This window comes from uncultured Lawsonella sp. (assembly GCF_947252745.1).
Taxonomy (GTDB): domain Bacteria; phylum Actinomycetota; class Actinomycetes; order Mycobacteriales; family Mycobacteriaceae; genus Lawsonella.
Window position 1 is genome coordinate 1 of sequence record NZ_CAMXWW010000010.1, and the last position, 13,018, is coordinate 13,018.

8 protein-coding genes and 1 tRNA gene are annotated in these 13,018 nt (G+C 57.0%); 5 read left to right on the top strand and 4 right to left on the bottom strand.

Annotated features, from left to right (window positions below; translation table 11 throughout):
* Window positions 1-2: 2 nt before the first annotated feature.
* Window positions 3-76, bottom strand: a tRNA-Leu gene (locus Q0X28_RS07640).
* Window positions 77-303: 227 nt separating this feature from the next.
* Here Q0X28_RS07640 and polA point away from each other — a divergent pair.
* The 3 genes from polA (at window position 304) to coaE (ending at window position 5,335) form a co-directional block, all read left to right on the top strand.
* A complete protein-coding gene (polA, locus tag Q0X28_RS07645; protein WP_367270682.1) occupies window positions 304-2,973 on the top strand; it encodes a DNA polymerase I in 2,670 nt (889 codons plus the stop codon).
* A 174-nt stretch (window positions 2,974-3,147) separates the two neighbouring features.
* The gene (gene rpsA, locus Q0X28_RS07650; protein WP_298577393.1) at window positions 3,148-4,590 is read left to right on the top strand and encodes a 30S ribosomal protein S1; all 1,443 of its coding nucleotides are present in this window, start codon (window positions 3,148-3,150) and stop codon (window positions 4,588-4,590) included.
* Window positions 4,591-4,741: 151 nt separating this feature from the next.
* A complete protein-coding gene (gene coaE, locus Q0X28_RS07655) occupies window positions 4,742-5,335 on the top strand; it encodes a dephospho-CoA kinase (RefSeq protein WP_296239688.1) in 594 nt (197 codons plus the stop codon).
* Here coaE and Q0X28_RS07660 read toward each other — a convergent pair.
* From Q0X28_RS07660 to malQ, 3 genes are all read right to left on the bottom strand, one after another.
* Entirely contained in the window at window positions 5,308-5,838 is a 531-nt protein-coding gene (locus tag Q0X28_RS07660; RefSeq protein WP_296239689.1) for a low molecular weight protein-tyrosine-phosphatase, read from the bottom strand. The two genes, coaE and Q0X28_RS07660, sit on opposite strands and share 28 nt — an antisense overlap.
* An 85-nt stretch (window positions 5,839-5,923) precedes the next feature.
* Window positions 5,924-6,952, bottom strand: a complete 1,029-nt coding sequence (locus Q0X28_RS07665; protein WP_296239690.1) for a LacI family DNA-binding transcriptional regulator — start codon at window positions 6,950-6,952, stop codon at window positions 5,924-5,926.
* Window positions 6,953-7,117: 165 nt separating this feature from the next.
* Window positions 7,118-9,193, bottom strand: a complete 2,076-nt coding sequence (gene malQ, locus Q0X28_RS07670; protein WP_298577395.1) for a 4-alpha-glucanotransferase — start codon at window positions 9,191-9,193, stop codon at window positions 7,118-7,120.
* 460 nt (window positions 9,194-9,653) lie between these two features.
* Here malQ and Q0X28_RS07675 point away from each other — a divergent pair, with 460 nt between their 5' ends.
* Together Q0X28_RS07675 and Q0X28_RS07680 are read left to right on the top strand one after the other, a co-directional pair.
* On the top strand, window positions 9,654-11,111 hold the full coding sequence (locus tag Q0X28_RS07675; protein ID WP_296239692.1) for a hypothetical protein: 1,458 nt from the start codon (window positions 9,654-9,656) through the stop codon (window positions 11,109-11,111).
* 81 nt (window positions 11,112-11,192) lie between these two features.
* Window positions 11,193-13,007 carry a long-chain fatty acid--CoA ligase gene (locus tag Q0X28_RS07680; protein WP_298577398.1) on the top strand — a complete coding sequence of 605 codons (1,815 nt, stop codon included), beginning with the start codon at window positions 11,193-11,195 and terminating at the stop codon, window positions 13,005-13,007.
* The last annotated feature ends 11 nt before the right edge of the window (window positions 13,008-13,018 follow it).

Here is a 13,018-nt window from a genome sequence, read left to right on the forward strand (position 1 = left end):
AGTGCCCTCGGTGGGACTCGAACCCACACTGGACGGGTTTTGAATCCGTTGCCTCTGCCAATTGGGCTACGAGGGCAAAGCGCGAGGCGCTCAGTGCCTGCGGCTAAGTTTAATGGAGAACCCCGACGAGAGAAAAACTCTCTCCCGAACTCGATGCAAAGCCAGCTGATTCCTCGTGCTGAAATACAGTTCATGTGCTCTCGTGAAGTGCCTACCCAGTGTAGAGCGTGTCTCCCAGACAGTGTGTAGATTGTCTAAGCTGAAGGGGTGACTGCAGAAACCACCCCCACCCGTCCTGTTGTTTTGCTCCTCGATGGGCATTCCATTGCCTTCCGCGCCTTTTTCGCGTTACCTCCGGAAGGCTTCAGTACAAGCGCGGGGCAGCATACCAATGCGGTCTATGGGTTCCTCTCTATGCTCACTAATCTCGTTTCTGAAGAACAGCCGGACTATATTGTGGCGGCGTTCGATGAGGGGCGTGCCACCTTCCGCAACCGCGCCTACCCCGAGTACAAGGCACAACGATCAGAAACCCCTGCTGAGTTCATTGGGCAGGTGGAGCTCATCCGGGAGGTACTGCAGGCGCTCGGCATCCCCACCGTCTCTAGTACCGAATATGAGGCGGATGACCTCATCGCCACGTTATCGCGTATCGCCGAGGACTCCGGAAAACACTCCCTGATCTGTACGGGCGACCGGGACTCATTCCAGCTCATCGACGACTACACGACGGTTCTCTTCCCCACAAAGGGGGTGTCGACCCTGGTGCGCTATACGCCAGCACAGGTGAAAGAGCGTTATGACGTCACCCCGCAGCAATACCCTGATATGGCGGCCTTGCGAGGGGATCCTTCAGATAACCTCCCGGGTGTTCCCAAGGTTGGAGAGAAGACTGCAGCAAAGTGGCTCAATCTTTACGGGTCTCTGGAGGAGATCATTGCCCATGCCGATGAGATCAAAGGCAAGGTGGGGGAGAATCTGCGTGCTCACCTTGAGGATGTGAAGCGGAACGCCTACCTCACCACCATGGTGCGGGATGTGGACATGAATCTCGACCTTGCAGATGCCGCCCGTACCCCAGTGGACGAGGCACCCATCAACGAGGTTTTCGACAAACTAGAGTTTGGCTCCCGCCTCCGCGAACGCGTATTCGCAGCGTTCAGTGTTTCTCCTGATACAAACGAAGCACCGGCCGCCGAAGTGTCCCTCACCCTTACCGTTGCTGAACCTGACGGAGTTGCGGACTGGCTATCTGAGCATGGACGAGATGAGGGAGTCTATGGGCTGGTGGTGACGGGTCCCGCCAGCATTGTGGCAGGTGATGTTGACGCCCTCGCTATCGCCAGCCCCACCGGTGAGCAGCTGGTGTGCACACCAGCCTCCCTGAGCCCAACCGATGAGGACGCCCTAGGGGAATGGCTGGCTGATCCGGCGGTGAAGAAAGCCTTCCACGATGCTAAGCAGTGTGCGCATTGCCTCGCTGGTCGCGGGTGGCAGCTCAACGGTGTGTACTTCGACACGTTGGTGGCATCCTACTTGGTTCGGCCCGGCCAACGTGCTACCAGTTTTGACGATGTTGTACGGCGTCATACCGGAGCAGAATTGGCACCCCCGGAGGATGGGCAACTCAGTCTCCTCGAGGTGGCTGACGAGAACGACCAGTTCCGAGAGAATCTCGCAAGGCGGGCAGCTTACCTGCTTGCCCTCGTTGCACAACTAAGCGAGGAACTAGATGGTTACGGGGAAACGCGTCTCTTTCACGAGATGGAGATGCCTCTCGTCATGGTGCTTCAGCGTATGGAGCACGATGGAATTGCTGTTTCTAGCCGAGCCCTCCACGAGCTCGAAGATGATTTTTCCGCTCAAGCTGCATTGCTCGAGCGGGAGGCTTATGCAGCCATTGGTGACGACACCGTCAACTTGGGATCACCGAAGCAGCTGCAAGCGGTTCTGTTCGACCAGCTGGGAATGCCAAAGACTAAGAAAACAAAAACTGGCTACTCCACCAATGCAGAATCTCTCGAAATGCTGTATACGAAGACTGGCCATCCCTTCCTTGCCGCACTATTAGGGCACCGTGCAGCCACCAAACTCAAGACCACAGTGACTGGACTCATCAACTCGGTGAGTGATGACGAGCGTATCCACACCACGTTCAATCAGACGATTACCACCACTGGCCGTCTCTCCTCAACAGACCCGAATCTCCAAAACATTCCGGTGCGGACAGATGAGGGTAAACGCATCCGCGAGATCTTCGTCGCCGGAAAGGGCTACGAAGGACTCCTCACCGCCGACTACTCGCAAATCGAGATGCGCGTCATGGCCCACCTGTCGAAGGATGAAGGGCTCATTGAGGCCTTCCGCCGCGGGGAAGATTTGCACTCCTACGTGGGCTCTGTCGCCTTCGATGTGCCACTAGATGGAGTGACTCCAGAACTACGGCGGCGTACGAAAGCGATGAGCTATGGTCTTGCCTACGGGCTTTCGCCTTATGGGCTAGCTCGACAGCTCGATATACCCGTTGCAGAAGCGAAACGCTTCATGGAGAACTACTTTGAACGATTCGGAGGGGTGCACGACTATCTCCACAATGTGGTGGAAGAAGCCCGGAAGACTGGATACACGGAAACAATGTTCGGGCGGCGTAGGTATCTCCCCGAACTGACCTCGAGTAATCGGGTTGTCCGGGAAAACGCCGAGCGAGCTGCTCTTAACGCACCTATTCAAGGCACCGCCGCAGACATCATCAAATTGGCGATGCTGCGGGTGGATTCTGCTCTGCAGCACTCTGACCTGCGCTCTCGTGTTCTTCTGCAGGTACATGACGAGTTGGTGTGCGAGGTTGCGCCGGGCGAGCGGGAGGCATTGGAGGCTCGGGTATCGGAGTGTATGGACTCTGCTGTCGAGTTGGCAGTTCCACTGGAGGTTTCGGTTGGTTTTGGGGCTACCTGGAATGCTGCGGCGCATTAAGTGAACAGTGGATTACCAGCGTTAATGCAGCTTGTCTCACACTGTGGTGAGCAGTAGTATTGGTAACTGCGTGTGTTCCGTCCGGGCTGCTGTGTTCCTTTCCGGGGTGCGGACGCAGGCAATGACTATTCCATGAACACCTGATACATTCCGTAGTCCGGAGTTACCAACCCTATGACCACTACTAACAACACTCAGCAGGTAGCCGTCAACGATATCGGCACTGCTGAGGACTTCCTCGCCGCTGTCGACGCCACCATCAAGTACTTCAACGACGGTGACATCGTCGAAGGCACTGTCGTCAAGATCGACCACGACGAGGTCCTCCTCGATATCGGCTACAAGACCGAAGGCGTCATCCTTTCACGTGAGCTTTCTATCAAGCATGATGTCGACCCCAGCGAAATCGTCGAAGTTGGCGACACCATTGAAGCCCTTGTTCTCACCAAAGAGGACAAAGAAGGCCGCCTGATGCTGTCCAAGAAGCGTGCTCAGTACGAGCGTGCCTGGGGCACCATCGAAGAACTCAAGGAAAAGGACGAGCCGGTCAAGGGCACCGTCATCGAGGTCGTCAAGGGCGGCCTCATCATGGATATCGGACTGCGTGGCTTCCTGCCTGCCTCCCTCGTGGAAATGCGTCGCGTTCGCGACCTGCAGCCCTACGTTGGCAAGGAACTTGAAGCCAAGATCATCGAGCTCGACAAGAACCGCAACAACGTAGTGCTGTCGCGTCGCGCCTTCCTCGAGCAGACCCAGTCTGAGGTTCGCTCCGAGTTCCTCAACCAACTGCAGAAGGGCCAGATCCGCAAGGGTGTCGTGTCCTCCATCGTTAACTTCGGTGCCTTCGTGGACCTGGGCGGCGTAGACGGACTCGTTCACGTCTCCGAGCTGTCCTGGAAGCACATTGATCACCCGTCCGAGGTTGTCGAGGTCGGCCAGGAAGTTACCGTCGAGGTTCTCGACGTCGACATGGACCGCGAGCGCGTCTCCCTGTCTCTCAAGGCAACCCAGGAAGATCCCTGGCGTCAGTTCGCCCGGACCCACGCCATCGGCCAAATTGTGCCCGGCAAGGTCACCAAGCTCGTCCCCTTCGGCGCCTTCGTGCGTGTCGAAGAAGGCATCGAGGGCCTCGTCCACATCTCCGAGCTGGCAGAGCGCCACGTGGATGTTCCGGATCAGGTCGTCACCGTTGGCCAGGAAGTCATGGTCAAGGTCATCGACATCGACCTCGAGCGTCGTCGTATCTCCCTGTCCCTCAAGCAGGCTGACATTGACTACACCGAAGAGTTCGATCCCGCCAAGTATGGTATGTCCGACTCTTACGATGAGCAGGGCAACTACATCTTCCCCGAAGGCTTCGACCCTGAAACCAACGAATGGATCGAAGGCTACGAGAAGCAGCGTGAAGAATGGGAGGCTCGCTACGCAGAAGCCGAGCGTCGCCACCAGCTCCACACCAAGCAGGTAGAAGCCAACCGTATTGCTGCCGCTGAAGCTGGCGAAGCTGCCCCCGAGGGCGACTACACCGCACAGACTCCGGCTGCTGACGAAGCCCATGGCTCCCTTGCCTCTGATGAGCAGCTCAACGCCCTGCGTGAGAAGCTCGCTGGAAACTAGTCACTGCTAGCGCGGACGTACTCCGAGTACTGTCCCACTACACGTCAGAACTGCGGAGGAAGCATCTTGCTTCCTCCGCAGTTCTTTATCGTCACTTACTAAACTAGAATCGATATAGCTCGACGACTCACCACAAGGAGAGGAACGACCTGTGATCGGTCTGTCCGGAGGAATCGGATCGGGAAAATCTACGGTCGCCGCAGTATGGCGAGAACTGGGAGCCACCGTAGTCGATGCAGATCAGGTAGCACGAGAAGTCGTTGCACCCGGAACACCAGGGCTAGCAGCTCTAGCCGCTCAGTTCGGAAACGACCTTGTCCAACCAGACGGAACACTCAACCGGACGCTCTTGGCGCAGCGCGCATTTGTCGATTCCACCCACACCGAGCAGCTCAACGCCATTCTTCAGCCTGCAATCGCCGCACGTGCGGCAGAACTTCTTGCGGCAGCTCCATGTCCCCAGCTGGCTGTTTATGATGTCCCTCTCCTTGTTGAGCACAACATGGCAGGTATGTTTGAGTACATTGTCATGGTGCTATCGCCCGTCGAGCAGCGTCTGGAGCGGCTCGTACACCAGCGAGGCCTGGCAGTCGAGGATGCGCGTGCGCGGATGGCACAGCAGGCCACTGACGAGGAACGGCGGGCACTCGCCGATATCATTATCGACAATGACGGCACAGTAGACGAGTTGCGAGAGCGAGCGAGCGGTGTGTGGCACTACTTGGAAAGCTGCTGCTCAACGTAGTCGACAATCACAGGAGCACACCGTTCTAGTGTTTCCCGTGTCGTCACAAAGTCCTCTGGACCTCCATACCAAGGGTCTTCTACATCGAGAATCTGGTCTGCAATCTCTGGGCTGATAATACGTTGCGGGTTACAGACGTCGTCAAAGGTGCGGAAGAGTAGGATGGGGCGATCGTGGAGCCCGAAACGTTGGCAGAGTCTCTCAAGACCCCACACATGCCCAGCTGTCATGGCCAGGATGAGGTCAGCCTGTGAGAGCTCTGCGCGAGTGGCCTGATGCGCACGGTGTGCTGGGGTCGGGTAGCCCGCCCGCGCCAACTCTGCCTGTGCACGATAGTCGATACCGTTGCCGGTTTCTTCCGTGCTTACTCCCGCTGAGCGGATCTCAATAGTGGAGGGATCGAGACCACGCGCTGCAGCTTCTTCCCGAACGATGATCTCAGCCATAATCGACCGGCAGATATTTCCAGTGCAGATCATGAGAATCCGGTAGGGAGTGGGCATGATGCAGCCTCCTTGTGATGATAAACGAACGCCGCATCTCTTTCTCGCAGGAGGAAGAAAATGCGGCGGTTCGGGACAGTTATCGTTAACGGCGCAGACTATGAACGCGGTCGGTAGATTCGCGCTCGACTAGCTTCATCTGCACAGTAGTGGTGAGGTGGCCAACATCGCGATGCTGGTGACGGAGCTGTTCCAGTAGCTGGCTGAAGGCCAGTGAGCCTTGGGTTCGGCGAGACGCAGTAACGGTGGTGAGCGCGGGGGTAACCAGTGCACTCATGAAGATGTTGTCGGTGCCTACCACGGATACATCGCGGGGGACATCAATGCCGACAGACTTTACTGCAATCATGAATCCCATGGCCATGAGGTCGTTATGGGCGATGACAGCGGAGGTACGGCGTTGCATCCATTCACGGGCGGCAGCCGCACCGCCGGCGACGGTGGGGCGGCGCGGGGGAGTACGACGGATGGCCATCTTCCGGCGGGAGCACTGTTCGAGGAGTGCCTGCCACCGCTGGGCGTCGTCGTAGGAGTGGACGGGTCCCGGGAGGAAGGTGAGGGAGCGGTGGCCAAGGTCGTATAGGTGAGCGACCATTTCTTGGACGCCTTGGCGGGCATCGCTGATGACGGCGGGCACACCGGGTACCTCACGGTTCAGAGTGACTACTGGGCGCTGCTTGGCCATTGCCTGGATGGCTGCATCGGGGAGACGTGGGGAGACAAGGATGAGACCTTCGGCGAGTCCCATCGAGCGTTCAAGGGTTTCGCTGTTCTGGTCATCGATCTCAGTAGCGTCAAGCAGAATAGTTGAGTAGCCGGCAGCGAGCGCCTCGCGGCGGATGCCTTTGATAGTCTCTGCGTATGTCGGGTTGGCGATATCGGGGACCGCAACGGCAATGAGTTGGGTGGACTGTGCAGAGGTGAAGCTGACGGTTGCTGCCCGGTAGCCGATTTTCTCCGCCACTTTGCGAACTCGGGCTGCGGTTTCGGCATTGACTCGTCCGGGGCGGGAAAAGGTACGGGACACGGTAGAGGGTGCCACTCCGGCTTCACGGGCTACGTCATAGATGGTGACGCGCTTGGCGTCACTGGAAGACTTACTCTTACTGCTCACACGGTTAAGTTTAGTTTAGTTGCCGTAGCTTGCCAAACTGGTCTGAGCCTTTCACCTGCGGTTCTGTGATAGATGAAAAGTTTTTTTCGAGATTTTGGCCTCATTTTAGCGCCAAAAGAGTAGATGTTTTTGATTGCAAAATTCATCGAAAAAGTCAAGGAATCTTTAGGGATTGTCCATAACGTCACGCTTCATAGCAGCCCACATGGGTGACTCCTGCACCTGTTGAAGACTAACGGCGCGGCCTTCTCGATCGCATAAGGGAACCAACCAGTTGGGGTATTCCGTATCGGTTCCCGGAACATTCTCGGAACGCTGCTCCGTCACAATATCAGCGAGAGAAATAGCTTTTGCGGTGGCCGGGGCCAGCCACATCAGTTGATGAATCGCCAGGACTTCTGCGTCGCTGCCGGGGAGCGTGTCACTTGGCCACACCCCCATGCGGGTCCCCATCTCTACGATGTCAGCACGGTTACGGAGATAATCCTGCCATTCAGCCTCTCGGGGTTGTCCCAAGATGCCCAAACTATCCCGCAGGTCTACCTGTTTTCCCGCAAGATACGCGGAGACAGGAGGCATGTCATGCGTACTCACCGTCATCATGCAGTCGCGACGGATGGTCTCGGGGACACGTAGTTGACCATTGTCGTCGTACTCGTACCAGAGTACGGAGGTTCCCCAAATACCATAGTGGCACAGCGCTTCTCGCACATAATCCTCAACAGTTCCGAGATCTTCCCCGATAATCACACAACCGTGCCGATGGGCTTCGAGGATGACAATGCGTAGCAGGTCATGGTAGGGGAAAGGTACGTAAACGCCAGCAGTCGGAGGCATACCGCGGGGAATCCACCACAAACGAAAAAGACCCAGAATGTGGTCAATCCGTACTCCACCGCCCGTTTCGCACAGTTTGCGAATCATCTGGACGAACGGGGCATACCCTACTTCTTGCAGCGATTTCGGATGCCATGGTGGCTGATTCCAGTTCTGCCCCAACTGGTTGTAGGCGTCCGGTGGGGCACCAACGGTGACTTCTGGAACCATCAGGGAGGGGAGCGACCAGACGTCGGCAGAGTGGAGCCCCACCCCAACGGCCAGATCGTGAACAATGCCGATACTCATCCCCGCAGCCTTAGCTGCTCGTTGTACATCTTGCAGCTGATCCGTAAGAAGGAATTGCACCCACTGGTGGAATTTTATCCGCTTGGCATGCTCCACAGATTTCTCTACCGCCCATGCAGAAGAGGGACCATGGTCGTTCTCCCACAGAATCGGATGATCCTCTCCATACTCCTCGACCAGCGCACACCACAACGCATAATCCCGCAGCTGGGAACCCTCCTGCTGACAGAACTCCTCAAAATGATCGAGGCGGAGCGCGTACATGCCGTCACTGAACAAGAGCTCTAGCGCTGCCATCTTCGCACTGTGGACGGCACTCCGATCAAGTAGTTCCGGGGACTGGTTGCGTGTTTTCAGTGGCGCCGCGAGGGCATCAATAGCAGCACGACACTCTGCCGATGCTGATTGGTATTCCGGCAGATCCTCGACCGCCAGCATGAGAACAGAAAGATAACGGCGGGACCTGGGTAAATAGGGCGAGTTTTCTACTGGGGCCACCGTAGAACCTGCATGAATAGGGTTGATGCTGACGAAGTCGGCACCTTCTCGGGCAGCCCAGCAGCACAGCTCTTTCAGATCGTGGCTATCTCCCATGGACCAGGACTGATCGCCGCGAAGGGCGTAAATCTGGGTAGTCAACCCCCACACATTCTGCTGATTCGGAGAAATCTGGAGGTAAGAAGGAGTCACAATAATGTGTGTGGTCCGATAGGTGACATCAGCCGAGATGACTACCAGCCGGTGGTAACCCTGGGGGAGAGCAGATGGCAGCTCGGCAGCCAGCACCGGATCTTTCTTCCCGGGAAGTTCAACAGTGACAAGGCGCAGCGGGACCCGTGAACCGTCCTCCAAGTGTACTTCCCAGTCCGCTAACTGCAGCAGACCCCACTCTGACTGTGGTGCAGAGAGAGTCAGGTAGTGCAGCTTCTCTTCTTCCACCACGGCGGTGGCCGGGAGACCTGCGAATCGTTGTTGAGATGACACAGGAAGATGGGTCTCGAGCGCAGTCTCCACTGCCTTGATCGAATCGGCAGAGTAAGGATGCCATGCATGGTCAGCTCCACGGTAGCCCTTGGCGAGGCCCCACTTGTGGGAGGCGGTGTGCTCGTGCGTCATGTCTTTGATGCTACCGAGCGGATGAGAAAATGACCGCTGCTATGGGAACTGACAAGCTCGGTTATCCGTTTTAGAGTGGAGTAAAGGATTCTGTCCAGAGCAGTGAATTCCCTCGTCGTGCAGGAAAGGAGGCGGCGGAAGAGTGGCGAGCCCATTGCCCGGTTGGGAAAAATACACATTTTTGGGGCCAGAAACTCTGGCCGTTGCGATCGATCCTCGTACCGAGCGGTGTGAAGTATTGGAAGGAGAGCTCGCCGGAAAGCGCTTCAATTCCGCGGTACGCGCAGCACGTGCCATTTTGGCGACCTACCCAGGAATCCTCACAGCGCTGCCGAGTGCAGAGCAGATGGCGTTCCCCGGGGAACTTTGGCAGAAACAGAAAGTTTCGGTGGACTCCCGCACAGCAGACTCTTCAACCAGTACAGTCATAGTGACTGCCCCGATGAGGTGAATACTGATAATGCCCAACCAAGGAAAACAGGTCAGAGCAGCCGTCGAGGGATGGCTGCGTGACGCTGCCATCCCCGTTACAAGCGCTGCCTATCGTCTCTCAGATAAAGCCGCGCTGGCACTGAGTGCTGGCTATTTGGACCAGAATATGCGGGGTATTTTGCACGCGCGCCTACAGAAAGGGTCTACCACTCCACGAACCGGGGGTGTGGAAGAGCTTAGTCGCATTGCCGCAACTGCCCACGAATGGCATGATGTCGCCAATGGTGACCCCACCACGGCACTCCGTAATGACAAGTTCATCACGGACGACGGCAAACTCATGGCTAACGATGTCCGGTCGGCACTAGCACATCGACGCTACCGCAAATATATGGGGTCACTGGGCGGTTACCGGCGCGCCTTTATCTCTGATCCAGCATTCGCCAAGTCGTGGATGGGACTACGGGAGGAAAAACGTAACGGGATTTTCCTCAATACAAGCCAACGCAACATTATCTTTGATGCGCTCTGTCGCTGCGCAGTTCCGAGCAAGGTTGAGTATGCCGAGAAAGTGGGCCCCTCTACGGACCGCTACCGACTCCGAACCTTTAACCGCACGGATCTTCCTCTCTGGGCATTTAACGCTGAGCAACAAGCACTAGTGGACCCTTCGGAGGACCCAACGCAAAGTAGCGCCCCGACCGCACCCCGCAGAGCTGGCACGGGTGCTGATGGGCATGGAGCGCAGAGCGCGGGACCTGCACCGACCCGTTCAGGGAGCGCATTAGAGTCGGTGCTTGACCGTGTTCCCGATGCACTGCGCGGCGATATGAGCTCAATGCGCAAGATTGTCAACGATGCAGTCTCTGGCATTTCCCGAGTCATCGCCGGACGTCCAGTGGAAGACGAATCTTGGACCTCCAGCCGTGAGCAGCTCCTCCGAGTACAGGCGGCGACCTTCTATTTCGCCGATTCCTACGATGCTGCCCTCTACATTCTGGGTATCGTGATGGACCGCCTCGACAGGTCACCTGCCTGGCACGGTGACGCACTCGCTGCCCAAGCCTCCAGCATCGACATCACCGCCGAAGTGATGGAAGTGGCCAGTGACATTGTGGAGCTGCGAGACGTTTCTGCAGCGCTGCGGAAACGTGGTCTTCAGCATGGCGTTACCCACCGCAATCGCCTCCGGGAGCTCGGAGAAGTCTGGACCGAGCTCGTTGACCGTGTTGTAGCACTTGTCGCTCTGGCCGATGCAGTCGACATTGTCGATAGTGAGTTAGTGCGCTGGAGTGACTACCGCTCCGTGGATGACCTGGATGACCGTATCGATAACCTCGTCGCCCGCTCCGGGTTCCGCACCGCCTCCAATCAGATGGACCTCTCCGTGCGGCAGGATATTGCCGAGTCTGGCCGAGTGATGGCTGTTGCTCGTTCCGTCATCGAGCAGGAAATTGGAGCACTCGGTCGGGGAACACACACTTAGCACAGTGGCATTGGTTTGCTCCGCTTCCTAAACTGAAGGAAAATCCTCCTATACAGGGGGTTGCCGGGAGGAGTATGCGGATTGCGTGAATACACCACGCCACTGGTCTATCGTGTGGAGTCCGACGAGTCGATCGTCGATTCACTCTACCGGCAGTCCGAAGAAGCACCTGATCGTGTGCTCTTCCAGAGGCCTGTCCTTTCCGACTGGGTTGACGTGTCCGCCCGCCACTTCGCAGCAGAAGTGCGCGCGCTCTCCCGCGGTTGGATTAGCCTCGGAATCCGCCCAGGTGACCGGATAGCTTTACTATCACAGACCCGCTACGAGTGGATGCTCTTCGCCTACTCCGTATGGAGCTGCGGAGCAGTTCTCGTCCCCATCTACCCCTCATCATCCGCAGAACAGGTCCACCACATTTTGGAGGATTCTGGGGCGCAGTTCCTCGTCGTGGAAAAACCACAACACCTGGGAACTGTCCTACAAAAGGACAAACCTGCAACACTGCAGGATATTTACGTCATCGAGCAGTCCGCCACTGATCTCATTGTCGCGGCAGGGCGCGGCGCAGTCGGCTGCAATCTCGAACTTGACCGGCGTATCGGCGCCCTCGATGCAGAAACTCTCGCTTGCATCATCTTCACCTCCGGTACCACCGGTGATCCCAAGGGTGTGCAGATCTCCCACGGAAATATCCTCCATGAGATCCGAGCGTTAGGTGGTCGTGCTGTTGCCCAAGATCCTGTGCAACCGGGCAAACGGGTTCTCAACTTCCTCCCACTCGCCCATGTCTTCCAGCTCGCAATCTCGCTCATGTGTATTGATCGCGGCGTCACCCAAGCTTATTGGTCCGACTTCAGCACGGTGATCGAACAGTTTATGCGGTTCAAACCGCATCTCTTCGTCGGCGTGCCACGCGTGTACGAGAAAATCGTGGAAGCGATGCGCCGCAAGTCACGGATCGCCGGCCCCCTGGGTGAATGGCTTTTCGACCACTCCTATCACAGTGCAATCAATTACTCGCGGATAGCTAATAAATCACGGGTACCGGTATCCATGTGGGCACGGCATCAGTTCTATGACCGCCTCATCTACCGTGCGCTTCGCGATACCCTCGGCGGCGAACTGCAATGGGTTGTCTCCGGCGGTGGTTCTCTCAACAGTGAGCTTGCACACTTCCTGCACGGGGCAGGAGTGGACGTCTACGAGGGATATGGGCTTACCGAAACTTCTGCGGCAATTACCGTCAACAGCCCAGGGGAGTGGCACATAGGCTCCATCGGCCGTCCGCTCCCTGGCTGCTCTGTCCGCATCGCCGATGACGGAGAAGTTCTCCTCAAGGGTGGTATGGTCACGAGTGGCTACTGGCATAATGATGACGCTACCGCTGACGCCTTCGATAACGGCTGGCTGCATAGTGGAGACCTGGGATCACTCGATCGCGAAGGCTATGTCTATATCACCGGGCGGAAGAAAGAAATTATCGTTACTGCCGGGGGTAAAAATGTGTCCCCAACCAAACTGGAGACAGTTATCGACCGCTGCCCCCTCGTCAGCCATGCAGTTGTCATCGGTGATCGACGGAAATATATCAGCTGTCTCATCACCTTAGATAGAGAAGCAGTTCGAGAATGGCTGCAGAGTAACGGTCGCGATCCCGACCTCCCCATCGACAAACTCCAGCGCGACCCCGATGTGCGTCGCATTCTCCAAGACGCCATCGATCGGGCTAACCAACAAGTATCGAGAGCGGAGTCCATCAAACGGTTCCGTATCCTTCCGCGTGACCTCACTGAGGAGGATGGTGAACTTACAGCCACTATGAAGCTCAAACGCCACGCCATCAACCTGCATTTTCAAGATGAAATTGAGCAGATTTACCGGGGAAAGCGACGCTAGATAGTGCGCGG